Raw genomic sequence first — 16,628 nt, forward strand, 5'->3', positions numbered from 1 at the left:
GTACACCAAATGGCACCAAAAAAAAGACAAGCCACGGAGAATTTCCTATACCCCACTTCCTATACACAACACTTACACACCGTAACCTATGCATAACCCTGTCGCGACGTACCGCTTGCAGTTTCACAAGGAGTTCACCTTTTCAGACTTTGAGCGCGTTATTCCATATTTACAGAAATTAGGGGTGAGCACCATCTACGCTTCGCCCATCTTTGAAGCCACGCCCGGCAGCACCCATGGCTATGACGGTGTGAATCCGCACCGCGTGAACCCCGAGATTGGCACCGAGGAACAGTTAAAAACCGTGAGCGGGAACCTGAAGGAAAACGGCATCAATTGGTTGCAGGACATCGTGCCCAACCACATGGCCTACCATCCCAACAACCCCTGGCTCATGGATGTGCTGGAGAAAGGACCGTTGAGCCAGTACCACAACTTCTTTGACATTGGGTGGACGAGCACGCTCTATAATGGGCGGGTGATGGTGCCGTTTTTAGGGGCGAAATTGGAAGAAGTGGTGCAAAACGGCGAGCTGCAGGTGGCTTTTGACGAGGAGCAGATGCGCCTGGTGCTGAAGTACTATGACAGCGCTTATCCGTTGAACCTGCGGTCGTATGAAACTCTGCTGAAAGGAGAGGGAGAAGGAAACCAGGCCTTAGACCAATTGCTGGCTTCTATGGAAGAAGTCCACAATGAAGAGGATCCGAAAAGCTTTTCCTTGAAGTGGGACGAGTTCCGTCAGCAGCTAACGTCGCTGATGAAGAATGAGGTGGTGCAAGCCTCTGTGGAGAAAAGTCTGGAGGCGTTCAACAAAGACAAAGAGCGCCTGCTGCAACTTACCCAGGAGCAGGTATACCAACTCTGCCACTGGCAGGAAACCGATTCCCAGATCAACTTCCGGCGATTTTTCACCGTGAACGGACTGATCTGCCTCAACATCCAGGATCCCGAGGTGTTTGACACCTACCACCAATACATTAAGCAACTGCAAGACGAAGGCGTGTTCCAGGGACTGCGCATTGACCACGTAGATGGGCTGTATGACCCCACCGGTTACCTGCAGCAACTGCGTGAGTTGGCCGGAGAAGAGACCTACATTGTAGTAGAGAAAATTCTGGAACCAGGTGAGGATCTGCCTAAAAACTGGCCAATTCAGGGCAGCAGCGGATATGACTTCCTGTCGTTGGTGAACAATTTGTTTACTTATAAACCCGGTGAGGAAGGCTTCAACGCGCTGTACCATCAACTAGTGGGCGAGGGTGCTGAAGTGCAGGAGCAAATCCATGAGAAGAAAGCCTACATCCTGAACGAACACATGGGCGGCGAGCTGGAGAACCTGTACCAACTGTTCCTGCACCAGCGCCTGGTAGACGAAGAAGTGCTAAGCAGCGTGGAGCCGCAAACCTTGAAAGCCGCCATTGGTGAGTTCCTGATCCAGTGCCCGGTGTACCGCTACTACGGAAACCAGATGCCTTTGGACGGCGAAGAAGCCGAGGCCGTGCAGCTGATTTTCAACCGGATTCGGGAAAATAAGCCCGAAATGACCGGAGCTGTGGAGTTGCTGGAAAGAACCCTGTTAGGCGTTGCGCCGGAAGGGGAGGACGATACCTACCAGGACCGCGGCCTCAAGTTTTACCAGCGCCTCATGCAGTTCAGTGGTCCGCTCATGGCCAAAGGGGTGGAAGACACCATCATGTACACTTACAACCGCTTCATCGGGCATAACGAGGTGGGCGATGCGCCGGAAGCCTTCGGGATGACTGCTGAGGAGTTTCATACGGCCATGCTGGAGCGAAAGGAGAAGTGGCCGCTGGCCATCAACGGCACCTCCACGCATGATACCAAACGCGGCGAAGACGTGCGCGCCCGCCTGAACGTGCTCACCGAACTACCCGAAGAATGGACCGCCGCCGTGCAGGAATGGCGCGAACTAAACAAAGACCTGAAACAGAACGACGCCCCCAGTGTCAATGACGAATACCTCATCTACCAGACCTTGCTGGGCGCGTTCCCAATGCCGGGCCAGGACGAAGATGACTTTGAGAACCGCGTGCAGGAGTACCTACAAAAGGCATTGCGCGAAGCCAAAGTCAACTCCAACTGGACCACTCCTAACGAGGCCTACGAATCCGCGACCAAAGCTTTTGCTTTGAAACTGCTGGACAAGAGCCGTCCGTTTTGGGCCAGTTTTGAAAAATTCAGGGCTAAAACAACTGACTTCGGGATTGTAAACTCGCTGAGCCAGGTGCTCCTGAAATTCACTACGCCGGGCATCCCGGATGTGTATCAGGGCACCGAGTTGTGGGACTTCAGCCTCGTAGACCCAGACAACCGCCGTCCGGTGAACTACGAAAAACGACAAGCCTGGCTGGAGGAACTCAACGACTATGACCTGAACAAGCAGGATGTCTTGTGGGAGAACCTCTGGGAGAACCGCTATGATGCCCGCATCAAACTGTGGCTCACCCGCACGCTCTTTACCGAACGCAAAAATAATGCGGATCTCTTCGCCAAAGGCGAGTACCTGCCGCTGACGGTAGAAGGCGAACACAAAGACCATGTGCTGGCTTTTGTGCGGAAGCACCTGCAGACCTGGTACGTAATAGCGGTGCCGTTGCACCTGGCGGCGTTGGCCAAAGCACAAGGCGTGGAAACGCTGCAGGACATCGACTGGAAAGACACCAAAGTCATCATCCCGGAAGACGCCCCCAAAGACTGGCAAGACACGCTCATCCGGAGCACCGGCAACTATGCGCATGAACTCAGCGTGGCTGATTTATTCGGGATTTTCCCGCTGGCCATGCTCAAACTGCGGGCACAGAACGAACGCGGCGCTGGTATTCTGCTGCACATCACCTCGCTGCCATCAGCCTTCGGGATTGGCGACATGGGACCTGAGGCGCGTAAATTCGCCGATTTCCTGCACGCCAGCAACCAAAAATACTGGCAGTTGCTGCCGCTTAACCCTATTGAGTCGGGGCAGGGCTACTCGCCGTACAGCTCCATCTCCAGCCGCGCCGGCAACCCGCTGCTCATCAGTCCGGTGGTGTTGGCCCGCGAAGGCTTGCTGCAAGAAGAAGAGTTGGCGCAGTACCATTTGCCGCAGACGGGCAACGTAGATTACGTGGAGGCCCAGCGCGTGAAAGACGAATTGCTGGAAAAGGCCTGGCAGACGTTCAAGGCCGGCGATTTCCCTACGCTGCAGCAGCAGTTCATTGATTATGTAGGCTCTGAAGCGAGCTGGCTCAATGACTTCGCGTTGTTTGTGTTGCTTAAAGAAAAGCACGAGGGCAGCGCCTGGTTCCAGTGGCCTGAGGAGTTCAAGCACCGCCACACCGAGGGCATGGAACGGCTGATTAGTCAAAATGCCGAAGCGCTGGAGAAAATCAAGTGGGTTCAGTTTATCTTCAACAAACAATGGAAGCGCCTCCGCACGTACTGCAACAACCGCGGCATACAGATGTTCGGCGATATGCCGTTCTACATCAGCTATGACAGCGTAGACGTGTGGGCCAACCGCGACATCTTTGCCGTGGACTCAGAAGGTACCATGACCGGCGTAGCGGGCGTACCACCCGATGATTTTTCTGAAGATGGGCAGCTCTGGGGCATGCCGGTGTTCAAGTGGGACGTGCTCAAAGAACAGGACTACAGCTGGTGGATTGGCCGCCTGCGCAAGAACATGGAGCTGTATGACCTGGTGCGGCTGGACCACTTCCGGGCCTTCGCCGATTACTGGGAAGTACCCGCCGGAGAAACTACCGCCAAGAAAGGCGAATGGAAGCTGGGGCCAGGAGCCGATTTCTTCACCTTCGTGGAAAAGGAAATGGGTAGCTTACCGTTCATTGCTGAGGACTTGGGTGAGATCAATGATCTGGTGCTGAAACTGCGCGATGATTTCAACCTGCCGGGCATGAAGATCCTGCAGTTTGCCTGGGGCGACGAGATGCCGCAGAACGCCTACATGCCGCACAACTACGCCCGAAACTTCATCGCCTACACCGGTACCCATGACAACAACACAACTTTGGGTTGGTACCGCAACGAAGGCAAAGAATTCCACCAGCAGATTGAGCACTACGTGGGCCGCTCCCTGGGAGAAGACGATATCTATTGGGTTTTCGCCCGTCTGGCCTATGCATCCGTGGCTAAAACGGCCATTCTGCCGCTGCAAGACGTGTTGGGTATTGACGAACTCGGCCGCATGAACACTCCAGGTAAAGGAGAGGGCAACTGGGGGTGGCGCCTCATGCCGGGCCAAATCACCAAGGATACCGAGCACCAGTTGAAGGAATGGACGAAATTGTATAACAGGGATTAAGCACTAGACCTACTCATTTAAAAAGGGAAAGCCATGGGAAATAAACTTCCATGGCTTTCCCTTTCTGGTGCAGATTGCAATAATCAGTTAAGATTTCGTTTAGAAGTAAAAACCTGTAATTTTAAAGGTGTAACTAATATCTTGTAACTATGAATACCCCAAAGAAAAACTTCTTAGTACTAACAGTTCTTTTCCTGTTAGCCATGACCACCTCGGTGTTTGCCCAGGATGCTCCTAAGCCTAAAGCCAGCCCAGCCGCTACAGCTACCGGGAAAGTGGGTGCCGCCAACATTTCTATTGCCTACAGCAGTCCGTCGGTGAAAGGACGGAAAGTGTGGGGAGAGCTGGTGCCGTATGGCAAAGCCTGGAGAGCAGGAGCCAATGAAGCCACTACTTTCACTACTGACAAAGACATCATGGTGCAAGGCAAAGCCCTGAAGGCGGGTAAGTACAGCTTGTTCATGGTACCTGGCGAGAAAGAATGGCAAATCATCTTCAACTCGCAAACCGGCCAGTGGGGAACCAACCGCGAAGGCGCCAACTTTGATCCTGCTAACAACGTGTTAACTGTAAGCGCAACTCCAAAGAAAGCCGCTAAAATGAATGAGCGTTTGGCATATAACGTTACTCCTCAAGGCTTCTCCCTGGTGTGGGAGAACCTAGAAGTTCCGGTTGCCATCAAATAGAAACCAGTAGAAAGGTAGTACCAGTATCCTTTGTAAAGGAGATTCTGACATACTTAAAAACGAGAAAGCCATAGCATCTTGCTATGGCTTTCTCGTTTTTAGGCCTTTTTACGTAAAAGGGTTCTAAAACGTACGGAGTGATTTACCGGTTCTCAGGCTCATTGGTCCGGCTTTTCAGATCATCCTCGTCCTGTCGGGAAAGGAAACCTTCGTGTCCGGTATTCCCCGAGGAACCGGCATCATACGTAGAGGATGACGCGCTGTTCCGCAGTTCTTCGGTGTCTGGGTTGTAGGTAGCATGCGGATCTGCCTCGCTCTGCTTTCCGGTGGTGGGGTTTGGGTCCTGCTCTTTTTTATCTTGCTCTGCCATGATTTCTTCTGTTTAGTGAGTGTTTTCCCGAAAAGGGTTCTCTTTCTACGAATGTGGTAGGTGGTAGTTGAGGCGAAGCAGCACGAACCCAACGGCAAAGAAACGGAAATAGGCTGATGGAAGTCACCATATTACTGTGCTTCCATCAGCCTATTTCTTAAAAAAGGGAAGGGTTGAGTTCTCCTTCTCTCTATAATGTGATAGTCTCGCCATCCTGAGGGATGATCACTTTTTCGTTCCCGATGTTGTTTTCTTTCAACATCTGTGTCAGACTCTCTCTGGTGGTAAGGCAGTGGTCCAGGGCATCCATGTGCACGGCAATGGCTTTGGCATCTCCGCTTTTTTGGAGCAGGGAAAGCGTTTGCGCTTCATTCATAAGTATGGGAGTGGCTTCAAAACCCGGGAAAGCCGCGCCTCCCGAGTTGATCACAATCACATCTGGGTTGAAGCGCTCGATGGTTTGCTCAATTTCCTCCGTCCAGATGCAGTCGCCCACAATATAGATAGTAGGCTGGTTTTCCGCTTGAAACACAAACCCCGACACGGTGCCCATCTGCTTTAGAATCTCACCGCTACCGTGTTGGCCGCCGGTCCGATGAATGGTAATATTGTTCCAGGCCGTTGACTCCTGTACTGTCTCAGTATTGGTGAACTGCCCTTTCTGGAAGAAGGCTTCGTCGGCTGGTTGGTTGAATAGTTTGATAGACTTTTCTAACAATTCATTTGCTACTGCGTCAAATTGGTCGGGGTGGGTATGCGTGACCAGCACGGCATCCAGGCCTTGGGTTATTTCCTCCACCGCCATGGGTAACTCCACCATCGGGTTTCTGGCTTTACCGGCCAGGGGATCAATGGTGTCTTTGGGCATGAACATAGGATCTACCAAAAGCCTCTTTCCGGCATAGGTTAAGAGGAGGGTGGCGTTTCTGACTAACTGTATGGTGGCACTTGACTGCATGTCTTTCTTTTTATACTAGGTTGTACATCAGGCACAAAGGTAGATCTCCAAATAGAGCCAAGACCTACCAAAAAATCAGGAACTACTACCATTTTGATAAGCACTCAGAAAGGCAGAGGTAGTTTGGCCGGTTTGGTTTTTGAAGAAGCGCATCAAGTGGTTAGCTTCTGAAAAGTGTAGGACTTCCGCTATTTCATTGACAGTCAAGTCGGAATGGATCAGGTAGTTTTTTATCTCGAAGACCAGCCGCTGCTTCAACAAATGCGCAGCCGTGACATTGAACTGGGCCTGCACCGCTTTGTTTAAGGTAATCCGGCTGATGCCAAGAAGTGCGGCATATTCGTTGATTCGTTGCTTCTCCTTAACGTGCTGTTCTATGAGTTTTTTGAACTGGTACGCATAGTTGTTCTCGGGTTTCTCCAGGGGCAGCTTGTTGTGCGTGGCATATTCCCGGTTAAGTTTCAGGAGAAGATAATACAGCAGCGAACGAACGAGGTGCTCGCTGTCCAGTTTTGGGTGCACGAGTTCTGATTTGATCTCAGTCAGTTTCGCGCAGATGCTTTCCAATTCTTCGCTTTGAACCCTAAGGTCTAGCGGATGATCCAGTTGGTAGAAGTAGAGCAGCCGGTAGGTGAACAGTTTATCAGCGAAGAAGTCATTCAGGAAATCTTCCTGGAAGATCAGGAACGTGTAGTTTAACAGACCTGCATCCAGTTTCCACTGCCTTTTCTGAAAAGGGGACATAAACAGAATAGTGTTGTCACGTATCTGAATCTTCCGTTGGTTGAGGACCACATAGCCGCTGGCCTTTTTGAAAAAGTAAATTTCAAAGGAGTCGGTGGTGTACAGGCCAGAATCATAGATATTGAAACTGGGGTTAATCTGCTGCATTTCCTGCCCAGAGCCAACATTTAGCAGTAGCTCAACCCCGCACTCCGTCTTATGAAATTTGATGTTTTTCAAGGCCTGCTGCTTTCCTATACATATGTCAGAAAGACGCAAAACTACTTAAGTTAAGCATCTTCCACTACTTCCTTCGCTCACTAAGGCAATTTAACCTTTGAGGCGGGACATTCTTAGGTTTGGTGTTTTCTGTTCTCAAAATAGGGGCTACTTCATAAAGCCTTTTTTTAATATGAAATGAGTGAAAGTAGCTAAAAGGAGAAGAGGTAATACCGTTTACGGGGTATTTTTTGGAAACCAATTTAGAATCAAAAAAAGTAATTAATAGAGATTTATATTTAAAGCCTCCATTTTACAAAGAGTGCTCCTTTGGGAATTATATATACAGGTAATTGCTAATAGGCTGCAGAACAATTTTAAATAGAGAAATTCTGTAATTTATTCGGGCTTAACCTATAATCCTTCAGGCATAGGCTTAAACCATCCAGAGGAACTCTTGTCACGTAGCCAGTTCCTCAATATAAATTAGAAGAAGCTGGCAGAGTGTTTTTTATCTGTATTTATGGGTTTAGACGTATGCGTGTAGGTGTATGTTCCCCTTTTAAGTGCTTGGTCCCATGAATGACAATATCCGTTTATTTGTAGCTGCCTCCTTACCAGAGAATGTAAAATCCTATTTAGTTCAAGCCAGAGAAGCGTATACAGGCCCTGCTATCAGGCAAGTACCAGAGCAGAACCTGCACCTTACGCTATACTTCATCGGGAACGTGCCCATGACGGAGGATACCTACATTAGGCAAACGTTGATGCAGGTAGCCCAACGGCATTCTCGGTTCACCCTTTCCCTGGAGCAGTTGGAACCCGGACCAAAGCCCAGATCTCCGCGTCTGATTTGGGCTCGGTTTAGCCAAAACGAGGCATTTTCAAAGCTCAGTCAGGAACTAACGCAGGCCCTTTCCCCAGCGCCGCCCAAACAGGAGAAGTTTATCCCGCACGTGACGCTCAGCCGATTCAAAAAGGAAGGAGCTGTACCCAAAGACCTTCCCCTCATCACACCTCCGTCTGAAGTGCTGTACCCGGTTTCTTCCTTCGCTTTGTGGCAGTCGCAATTGGCTTCGCCGCATCCCATTTACACTATTGTTGAGGAGTTTCCCTTAACCCATCCCTAAAGAGTTAAAATTACGTGGCGCAGTTTACGGTCTGATTTAAAGAAAAGTGTTAAAAAGAAACTTGCTAAAGACAGGATTTTCCCTGATTTCTGTTTCTGCCCTATTTTCCCCAAATTAGCGCCATAATTCCTCTTCCCTTGCCTGAACCCGAGATTTCGCACCGCCACTTCATCCTGCACAAACCCTTTGGCTACCTGAGTCAATTCATCGGGAACCCGAAGAACAAGAAACTGCTGGGTGACTTGTATGATTTTCCGGCCGGAACAATGGCCATCGGGCGGTTAGACCAGGACAGCGAAGGATTGCTCTTGCTCACCACCGATGGTAAAATGAGTGAATACGTACGCGGCCGGAAAGTTGAGAAGGAGTATTATGCCCAGGTAGACGGCCTCATCACCCCCGAGGCTATTCAGCGGCTCCAACAAGGCGGCATTGAGATTTCCCACGAAAAGCAACCGTACTTCACGTTGCCTTGTACAGCCTTCCCATTAGAAGCCGCACCAGATTTCCCCGAGCGTTCCCGAAGGGTGCGGAGTGACCGGCATGGCCCTACCAGTTGGGTTTCCATTACCCTAACCGAAGGTAAGAACCGGCAGGTCAGGAAAATGACGGCTGCCGTGGGGTTTCCTACGTTGCGTCTTATCAGGGTGAGGATTGGAGAGATTCGCCTGGATGGTCTGGGTTCAGGGCAAGTAAAAGAAGTTCAGCAGTTTGCCCTACAAGCTGAGTCTACCCTGATCCTAAAAAAATAGAATTAAGCTTACCAGAACTATAATTAATTAGTCAACAGGATCTTCTATTTTAAACCAACACATCCTTTTTGAATAGTGTTGTTATTTAAGTATTTATTCGATAAAACAGGAACTTATACTAATTAAACATTCCTATTAATTGCCTTATTATTGCGGATAAATAAAGTACATTACGTTTAACTATATCACACTTCATAATTTTACTTAATTCAATATTAAATTTATATGGATAACTCTTTCAACTCAGTAGAAGCCTTGGAGAAGCGAGTGCAGGAACTGCAGGAAAGGTGTGCTTATTTAGAGAGAATCATCCATGAAGTGCCCGCCAACATTTATATCTCCGACCTGGAGCAAGGAGTGGTCTGGTGCAATAAAACCAACGAAGAAACCCTGGGATATTCCTTGGAGGAAATCAGGAAAATGGGTGGTTTGGAATACATGCAAAAGATTGTCCACCCAGAGGATCTGAACATACCAGAAAACAGTATTTCCCACTACCAGGAGTTTACCGGTGCTGAGTTCGGGGGGGTGTTCAGGGCCAAGCACAAAGAGAGGCAGGAGTACAAATGGTTTATAGGCTGGGCTAAAGCCTTCTCGCACCATGAGGAGGGAAAGGTAAAGGAAATCCTATGCGTGGATGTGGACATGAGCCCCCGGATGAACACCGAGAAACAACTGATTGCCGCCCTGCAGGAAAACCTGAAACACAAAAACGAGCTTCTGTTTAAAAGCTTAAGCAAGCGGGAAATCGAGATCCTGAACCTGGTGTGCAAGGGGCTTAGCTCCAAAGCCATCGCCGATCAGCTTTTCCTGAGCATCCATACCGTGAACACCCACCGCCGAAACATACAATCCCGCCTGGGAACCGCCAACGTAGCCGATCTGGTGGTACTGGCGAAAGAGGCTGGCTTGGGGTAAGGATTAGTAGAAGGAACCTTCCGCTTTAAGGCTCTTTTTCAAAAAGGCGACTTAAAACACTTTCCAGGTTTTGGGCCTTTTCTACTTTTTGGCGCTAAAACAAGATCATCCGTTTGCCTCTGGGTTCCTTATGGAAAGGCTTACTTGAAACACTTTTCAGGAGGGGGCGTTTAGAAAAATTCAACTAACCCAAGCGGATGATGGACTCTAACATGCACCAAAGCAAGGACAACAAATTCATTCCCATGACATCTATCGCAACGGGCAAAGCCTGGCAGGTGCGCCCAGATGTCTATTACTATACAAACCAGATCGTCAATTTCATTTTGATTGGGGATTCCGCGCACTGGGTATTGGTAGATGCCGGCATGCCAAAGTCATCAGAGGAAATCAAGGAAGTAGCCGAGAGTATCTTTGGGGAAAACGCTAAGCCAGCAGCCATTTTTCTCACCCACGGCCATTTTGACCACGTAGGCGGGCTGGTAGGCCTCCTAGAACATTGGCAGGTACCGGTGTATGCCCATCCGCTGGAGTTTCCTTTCTTAACGGGTCAGCAGGCGTACCCTGAGCCAGATGGCACCGTGGAAGGAGGGATGCTGGCTAAAATCTCTTCCATTTACCCCAACGAACCCATCAACATCAGCGAAGCGAACCTGAAAGCCTTGCCCGAAGACGGAAGCATTCCGGTGCTTCCAGGCTGGCATTGGGTATTCGTTCCGGGTCACTCGCCGGGACAGGTAGCCCTTTTCAGGGAATCAGATAGAACCCTTATCTCTGCCGACGCGGTCATTACCGTTAAGCAGGATTCCTTTTACAAGGTGTTGATGCAGGTAGAAGAAATCCAGGGACCGCCCCGCTACCTAACCATAGACTGGCAAGCCGCCTGGGAATCGGTTAGGAAATTGGAGGCCTTGAAGCCGCAACTCATGGTACCCGGACACGGCAAATACATGGAAGGGGAGGCGCTTACCCAAGGTTTACGGAAGTTGGTGCAGGAGTTTGATACCATTGCTATACCAAAGCACGGCAAGTTTGTGAACGATCAGGAGTAAGGGCTTTGCGGCTAGCTTTGCCATAATAAGCACAAAACAAAAAGCAGCTGGACTTCCTATAAAAGGCCAGCTGCTTTTTTCGTGTTTATGGTAATTCCCGATTTACATCTTCAGGGCTGCCGTTCCCATTTTCAGGGCCAGGGCATCTTCCATCAGAGCAAAAGCTGCATCGGGGAGGCCAGTCGCTTTGCGTAATTTCTTCCGGAGGTAAAAGAACGCATAGGTGGAGGCCAAAGCGCCTACCACTCCCAATAGACCACCCGTGATTTTGCTGTCGCCGTTAGATTCCGCGATAGCTGCTCCCACCAATGCCCCAGAAAATACCCTCGGAATCAATTGCATGGGGATAATTCTTTTGGGGGTGAAAGGCAATTTGTCGCCTATCAATTCGGCCACAGCCAGGACTTTCATGCCCGTTGCCACCCCTGATTTCTGGAAGTAGTTCATATTGGAGCCATCCAGCAGCAGAGAGGGTGATTCAGCAAAGTGGTCAGACAGAATTGCCGGGGCAGTCATGGCCCGCATGCCAGCGACGGCCCCTAAAGCAAGCGCCTTTTGGTTGGAAGTGGAGGGAGTAAGGTTCATATCTTCTTAGTTTTAGTGAAAAGAATCTGAAACAGATATACGTAAGAACCCTGCCTTTGGAACAGGTTCATCTTGGTATAAACACCTTTTTAGGTTTAAATACCTTTCCAAAACGTAGAGAATTTCCTTGCAGCGAAGATCAAATAAGAAGCGCAATAATGAGTTAAGAGAGAAAACCGTACACCTTAAGCCTGACCTTCCTCTAAAAATTGGTTTAGGGAAAGAACCTCGGGTTTGCTCCTTTTTAGGCAGTGGCGTACCTTAGAAGAATATTCACAAAGCGGGGCCAAAAGACGAAGGGTACCTTTGTCGGCCTATTTACCTCCCATGTATTCAAAAGCTTACCAAATCCATACCACCCGATTTCTTCTGACCCTGGTTATGATGGCAGGATTCTCCTGTGGCACCATGGCCCAGAGAAAAGAAAACAAGAGCAGCAAAGAATGGCTGCAGGAGCAACAGGAAGCCGCCAAAAACACGGTTTTGCTTCAAAACCCTGGAAGTATTATTCCGCTTAAAGACCTGGAACAGAAGATGGCCAGCGTGTCCTTGGAGGTGCAGCATGCCGCCCAGTTTGACAGCCTAGCCAACAAATACACCACCGTCAGCGCCTTTCCCGCCGAGCCTTACGCCCAGGAAGCCTCTTTCGCCCGGCTTTTAGAAGATTTAAGTTCTTTTCAGACGGTGATGGTGCAGGCGAGCGCCTCCGCTTTGGAAAACAGGCGTAATCTTGATTTGCTACTGGAACTGCAGCGCCAAAAGAAACTGGTGCTGGTGATTTTCGGGAACCCTGAGTTGTTGCCCCTCGCAGATTCCATTACGGCTCCCATCCTCTGGTCGAGGGAGGAATCACCGGCTGCAGCCAGTAATGCCGCCCAGGTGGTTTTTGGTGGAGTTCCGGCCACCGGCACCCTTCTCCAAACTTATTCAACCCGGTTCAGGAAAGGCATTGGGTTTAAAACAATCGCCACTCGCCTGAAATACAGCGTGCCCGAAGATGCCGGCATCAAAACCTCGGAGTTACATCAGTCCATTGATGCCATTGTCCAGGAGGCTATTAAGGAACAGGCTACCCCTGGGGCTGTGGTCTTGGTGGCCAAAAGCGGAAAGGTGATCTTCCAGAAAGCCTACGGGTCGCACACCTATGACAACACTCAGGCCACGCAGATCACCGACCTATTTGACGTTGCTTCCGTGACCAAGATATCGGCTACCACCATGGCGGTCATGAACTTTTATGACCAGCAGAAACTCGCCCTGGACTCCTCGGTGAACTCCTATGTGCCAACTGCCAAAAATACCAACAAGGCTGGAATGACCCTCCGGGATTTGCTGCTCCATCAAACTGGTCTTCCGGCGGGCGTGTATTTGCCTCTCCCGAAGGAATACGTGAGCACTTCCCCATCAGACCTATTTACCGTTAAAGCTTCTGACAGTGCTTACCTCCGGAAAGATTACTACAAGGAAATCATCTGGCCGAAAATCCTGAATGCGAAAATGACTCCGAAGGGAAAATACGTGTATGCCGACGTGGGAATGTATTTCCTGAAGGAAGTAGTGGAGCGTCAGGCGCACACCACCATCGATACCTTTGTTTCGGAAAACTTCTATAAACCCCTGGGGATGCAGACTGCCGGGTACCTTCCTTTAAACCGATTCCCGCAGGGCCGCATTGTGCCCACCGAGTTTGATGCCACTTTCCGGAAAACTTTGTTGAGAGGTCAGGTGCATGACCCCGGAGCAGCCCGGATGGGAGGGGTTTCAGGTAACGCAGGCCTTTTTGCCACCGCCAACGACCTGGCCATTCTGTACCAGATGCTTTTAAATGGAGGCACCTACGGCGGTAAAAGGTACCTCAAACCCGAAACGGTGCACCTGTTCACCAGCAAACAGTCGGCGGTGAGCCGGCGCGGATTGGGCTTTGACCGCTGGGACCCAGATACCACCCAACGTTACCCGGCCCGCCTAGCCTCTCCTGAAACCTACGGCCATACGGGCTACACCGGAACCTGTGTTTGGGTAGATCCTAAAAACGAGTTGGTGTATGTGTTCCTGTCAAACCGGGTGCACCCTAAAGTTTCCAACAAACTCATCACACTTAAAACCCGCCAACGCATTCTGGATGCCATCTACCTTTCCCTCCAAAAAGCTGATAAAGTTTCTGCCCTGAAATTGTAAAAACAGGCTTAAAGCGGAAGCACCATAGGCGCTGAACCCATTTTCGCTTTGGGCTTGTTTTCGTAAAAGAAGGGGTAAAATGACTTACCCTAAACGGGAAGGAAGTCCCAGATTAAAGGTTTTTATTTGGGGCGGGAGGACTTGGTTTGTCCTGAGGTTCGGGTACCATGGACCTATCATCTTTTGGATCTTCGGAGGCTGATCTTTCCTCTTTCATTTCCATAGCCAGGAAGTAGTTGAGCGCCGTCCGGATGACGGCAATAGCACCCAGTTTACCAATCTGGTCCCAACTGGGCGCAATGGCCGTAGAAAGGATATCGGCACCTAATTGAAATTCAAGGGCCAAGGCCAGGTATCGGGCCAGCACCAGACGTATTTTGTTGTAACTCTCCACCTGCGGAGGCACCAACCCCTTCACAATGTAGAACAAGGCAATCAACACACCCACGCCTATGATCAAAGCCCCGATGGTTTCAATGAAGAGTTTCAAGGCCTGCACTCCCTGGATTATCGTTTCTTCAATCCTGCCAAAGTTTGTTTCTGAACTTGAAGAAGCAGCGGCGGCTTGTAACAGGTAGTACATAGACGTTAAAGGTTTAGGAACCAGGTTTTCTCCTTAAACGGCAATTAAAAAGATTGGCTGCTCCTGCCTTTTTGAACGACTTAAATGGGTAATAGAAAGGCACCATCCTACCGAATACAGGCAAATAGAAAATCTGTTTTAAGGCTATTTTCAGAAAACCGCTTCAAAAGTAAAAAACTACACCTGCTGGATATTGAATGGCTCTTTAAGATAATGGGGCTAAAACCTTCTCTGCAACAAAAGGGCTACGAATGAGTTTACAGGATTACCTTTACTATTCTTAAAAAAGAACTCCATGGAAGATTCTACGCAACAAGATAAAACATATGAACTCGCTACGTTTGCGGGCGGCTGCTTTTGGTGCATGGTAAAACCCTTTCACAAATATGATGGCGTGGTAGAAGTTGTCTCGGGTTACACCGGCGGGCACGTACCTAACCCAACCTACGAACAAGTGTGCTCAGAAACCACTGGTCACTACGAAGCCGTGCAAGTTACCTTTGACCCCGAGGTGATTTCTTACCCCGAAATCCTGAATATCTTCTGGCAATCCATTGACCCAACCGATGCCGGTGGACAATTCGGGGACCGCGGGTCCTCTTACAAGACCGCTATTTTTTACCACTCAGAACAACAGAAGCAGCAAGCCGAGGAATCTAAAAAAGCAATCCAGCTCAACGGACCTTTTGAAAGCCCCATCGTGACACCCATCCTTCCGGCTGTAACTTTCTACCCTGCAGAGGAATACCACCAAGACTACTACAAAAAACACCCGGGGCATTACGGCCGCTATTTTGTAGGATCAGGGAGGGCGGGGTTTTTAGAGCGAAATTGGAAAAAAGACCAAGAATAGGAGTCTTTCCTTCTAGCAAAATTGGGATTTAAGGGAAGGTAAAACCTAACCTTTAAAGATTATTAATGCTTTGTAGTTATATACAAGGAGATGGTTAAATATAAAAGAGGAGCTATTTATTAGCTCCTCTTTTTGTGTAGCCTTTCATTAAAAACAATGCTTACTATTAAGACAGATGATTAAAATATGTTTTGTTTTACGGCTTAATTCAGGAAACAAGTTCTAAAACAAATTAAGCATTGAACTACCGTTAAATAAACAGATCCCATTTTCATCCTTCTGCGGCATTCAGATACAGGTTAACTGGTAAACGTATCGGAACCAACCTGATTCAAGGCTTCGTAGTCTTCTTCAGAAAGGGGAATGGAAGCGGCTTTGTAGTTTTCTTCCAGGTGTTTCACCTTGGAGGTTCCGGGTATGAGCAGGATGTTAGGGGAACGGTGCAGCAGCCAACTCAAGGCTATCTGGTGCGGAGTGGCTTCATATTTCTGGCTAACCTGCTCCAGGGTTTCAATTGCTTTCAGGTTACCACCGCCCAGTGGATACCAGGGGATAAAGGCAATGGCATTGTCTTCGCAGTACATGAGTTCGGCTTCCCATTTACGGTTGTCAAAACTGTAGATGTTCTGCACCGAGACCACTTCTACAAACTTCTGGGCTTGCTGAATCTGGTCAATGGTCACCTCAGATAAACCGATGTGTTTAATCAATCCCTGTTCCTGGGCATCCTGCAGAAACTCCAGGGTCTGTTCAAACGGAATCTCTGGATCTACCCGGTGCAGTTGGTACAAATCTATTCTATCAAGTTTCAGGCGCTCTAAACTTCCTTGCAGTGCCTCCTTCAGGTGCTCTGGTCTGGCATTGATTGGCCACTGATTAGGACCGGTGCGCAGTAAACCTCCCTTTGTTCCGATGACCAATCCGGGGGGATAAGGGTACAAGGCTTCGGCAATGAGTTCCTCAGAGATATTGGGCCCATAAGAGTCGGCGGTGTCAATGAAGTTGATGCCCAGTTCTACCGTTCTCTGAAGCACTCGAATGGCTTCCTCGCGGTCTTTAGGAGGTCCCCAAATGCCTTCGCCGGTGATGCGCATCGCCCCGAAACCCATTCTGTTTACCTCCAGATCTGCCCCAAGGCTAAAAGTAGGCGTGTATGTTTTTGGTGTTTCTGCCATGGTCTGAATTGATTAGATGATTTCCTGATGTACCCTCTTCACAGAAAAGAAGTTGTACGAATCCTGTTACTCAAAGGAAACCACCTGTCTTGGTAGGCTTATACCTGAACTGTTGCAAATCCCTA

At 49.4% G+C, this 16,628-nt stretch carries 14 protein-coding genes; 8 read left to right on the top strand and 6 right to left on the bottom strand.

The features are described from left to right. The first annotated feature begins 88 nt into the window (after positions 1 to 88). Positions 89 to 4,321 (top strand): malto-oligosyltrehalose synthase, encoded by a 4,233-nt coding sequence (treY, locus tag EFB08_RS04760; protein ID WP_123125784.1) that lies wholly within the window; start codon positions 89 to 91, stop codon positions 4,319 to 4,321. Positions 4,322 to 4,470: 149 nt separating this feature from the next. Then, positions 4,471 to 5,007, top strand: a complete 537-nt coding sequence (locus tag EFB08_RS04765; protein ID WP_123125785.1) for a DUF2911 domain-containing protein — start codon at positions 4,471 to 4,473, stop codon at positions 5,005 to 5,007. Positions 5,008 to 5,149: 142 nt separating this feature from the next. Here the strand turns inward: EFB08_RS04765 and EFB08_RS04770 are convergent, their stop codons facing one another. From EFB08_RS04770 to EFB08_RS04780, 3 genes are all read right to left on the bottom strand, one after another. Continuing rightward, a complete protein-coding gene (locus EFB08_RS04770; protein WP_123125786.1) occupies positions 5,150 to 5,377 on the bottom strand; it encodes a hypothetical protein in 228 nt (75 codons plus the stop codon). 190 nt (positions 5,378 to 5,567) lie between these two features. After that, positions 5,568 to 6,335, bottom strand: a complete 768-nt coding sequence (locus tag EFB08_RS04775) for an MBL fold metallo-hydrolase (protein WP_123125787.1) — start codon at positions 6,333 to 6,335, stop codon at positions 5,568 to 5,570. Between the two features lie 75 nt (positions 6,336 to 6,410). Then, a complete protein-coding gene (locus EFB08_RS04780; protein ID WP_227006217.1) occupies positions 6,411 to 7,298 on the bottom strand; it encodes a helix-turn-helix domain-containing protein in 888 nt (295 codons plus the stop codon). Between the two features lie 557 nt (positions 7,299 to 7,855). Here EFB08_RS04780 and thpR point away from each other — a divergent pair. The 4 genes from thpR (at position 7,856) to EFB08_RS04800 (ending at position 11,129) form a co-directional block, all read left to right on the top strand. After that, positions 7,856 to 8,407 (top strand): RNA 2',3'-cyclic phosphodiesterase, encoded by a 552-nt coding sequence (thpR, locus tag EFB08_RS04785; RefSeq protein ID WP_123125788.1) that lies wholly within the window; start codon positions 7,856 to 7,858, stop codon positions 8,405 to 8,407. A 137-nt stretch (positions 8,408 to 8,544) separates the two neighbouring features. Beyond that, positions 8,545 to 9,159 carry a pseudouridine synthase gene (locus EFB08_RS04790; RefSeq protein WP_227006218.1) on the top strand — a complete coding sequence of 205 codons (615 nt, stop codon included), beginning with the start codon at positions 8,545 to 8,547 and terminating at the stop codon, positions 9,157 to 9,159. A gap of 225 nt (positions 9,160 to 9,384) precedes the next feature. Next, positions 9,385 to 10,077, top strand: a complete 693-nt coding sequence (locus EFB08_RS04795; RefSeq protein WP_123125789.1) for a LuxR C-terminal-related transcriptional regulator — start codon at positions 9,385 to 9,387, stop codon at positions 10,075 to 10,077. Positions 10,078 to 10,274: 197 nt separating this feature from the next. Continuing rightward, positions 10,275 to 11,129: an MBL fold metallo-hydrolase gene (locus EFB08_RS04800; RefSeq protein WP_227006219.1), complete on the top strand. Its 855-nt coding sequence runs from the start codon at positions 10,275 to 10,277 to the stop codon at positions 11,127 to 11,129. A gap of 102 nt (positions 11,130 to 11,231) precedes the next feature. Here the strand turns inward: EFB08_RS04800 and EFB08_RS04805 are convergent, their stop codons facing one another. After that, positions 11,232 to 11,714, bottom strand: coding sequence for a DUF4126 family protein (locus tag EFB08_RS04805; RefSeq protein ID WP_123125790.1), 483 nt, complete (start codon positions 11,712 to 11,714; stop codon positions 11,232 to 11,234). Between the two features lie 327 nt (positions 11,715 to 12,041). On the opposite strand from EFB08_RS04805, the gene EFB08_RS04810 reads away from it, so the two are divergent. Next, the gene (locus EFB08_RS04810; RefSeq protein ID WP_227006220.1) at positions 12,042 to 13,892 is read left to right on the top strand and encodes a serine hydrolase domain-containing protein; all 1,851 of its coding nucleotides are present in this window, start codon (positions 12,042 to 12,044) and stop codon (positions 13,890 to 13,892) included. A 112-nt stretch (positions 13,893 to 14,004) separates the two neighbouring features. Here the strand turns inward: EFB08_RS04810 and EFB08_RS04815 are convergent, their stop codons facing one another. Next, positions 14,005 to 14,475, bottom strand: coding sequence for a DUF1622 domain-containing protein (locus EFB08_RS04815; protein WP_123125791.1), 471 nt, complete (start codon positions 14,473 to 14,475; stop codon positions 14,005 to 14,007). Between the two features lie 295 nt (positions 14,476 to 14,770). On the opposite strand from EFB08_RS04815, the gene msrA reads away from it, so the two are divergent. Then, on the top strand, positions 14,771 to 15,328 hold the full coding sequence (gene msrA, locus EFB08_RS04820) for a peptide-methionine (S)-S-oxide reductase MsrA (RefSeq protein WP_123125792.1): 558 nt from the start codon (positions 14,771 to 14,773) through the stop codon (positions 15,326 to 15,328). A gap of 299 nt (positions 15,329 to 15,627) precedes the next feature. Here msrA and EFB08_RS04825 read toward each other — a convergent pair whose 3' ends face one another. Continuing rightward, a complete protein-coding gene (locus EFB08_RS04825) occupies positions 15,628 to 16,503 on the bottom strand; it encodes an aldo/keto reductase (RefSeq protein ID WP_123125793.1) in 876 nt (291 codons plus the stop codon). Positions 16,504 to 16,628: the final 125 nt, after the last annotated feature.

Source organism: Rufibacter latericius, assembly GCF_003721515.1.
Classification (GTDB): Bacteria; Bacteroidota; Bacteroidia; order Cytophagales; family Hymenobacteraceae; genus Nibribacter; species Nibribacter latericius.

Excerpts from the sequence above, each read along its gene's own strand:
- treY (WP_123125784.1), top strand. The coding sequence starts at position 89 with ATGCATAACCCTGTCGCGACGTACCGCTTGCAGTTTCACAAGGAGTTC.
- EFB08_RS04765 (WP_123125785.1), top strand. The coding sequence starts at position 4,471 with ATGAATACCCCAAAGAAAAACTTCTTAGTACTAACAGTTCTTTTCCTG.
- EFB08_RS04770 (WP_123125786.1), bottom strand. The coding sequence starts at position 5,377 with ATGGCAGAGCAAGATAAAAAAGAGCAGGACCCAAACCCCACCACCGGA.
- EFB08_RS04775 (WP_123125787.1), bottom strand. The coding sequence starts at position 6,335 with ATGCAGTCAAGTGCCACCATACAGTTAGTCAGAAACGCCACCCTCCTC.
- thpR (WP_123125788.1), top strand. The coding sequence starts at position 7,856 with ATGAATGACAATATCCGTTTATTTGTAGCTGCCTCCTTACCAGAGAAT.
- EFB08_RS04795 (WP_123125789.1), top strand. The coding sequence starts at position 9,385 with ATGGATAACTCTTTCAACTCAGTAGAAGCCTTGGAGAAGCGAGTGCAG.
- EFB08_RS04800 (WP_227006219.1), top strand. The coding sequence starts at position 10,275 with ATGATGGACTCTAACATGCACCAAAGCAAGGACAACAAATTCATTCCC.
- EFB08_RS04805 (WP_123125790.1), bottom strand. The coding sequence starts at position 11,714 with ATGAACCTTACTCCCTCCACTTCCAACCAAAAGGCGCTTGCTTTAGGG.
- EFB08_RS04810 (WP_227006220.1), top strand. The coding sequence starts at position 12,042 with ATGTATTCAAAAGCTTACCAAATCCATACCACCCGATTTCTTCTGACC.
- EFB08_RS04815 (WP_123125791.1), bottom strand. The coding sequence starts at position 14,475 with ATGTACTACCTGTTACAAGCCGCCGCTGCTTCTTCAAGTTCAGAAACA.
- msrA (WP_123125792.1), top strand. The coding sequence starts at position 14,771 with ATGGAAGATTCTACGCAACAAGATAAAACATATGAACTCGCTACGTTT.
- EFB08_RS04825 (WP_123125793.1), bottom strand. The coding sequence starts at position 16,503 with ATGGCAGAAACACCAAAAACATACACGCCTACTTTTAGCCTTGGGGCA.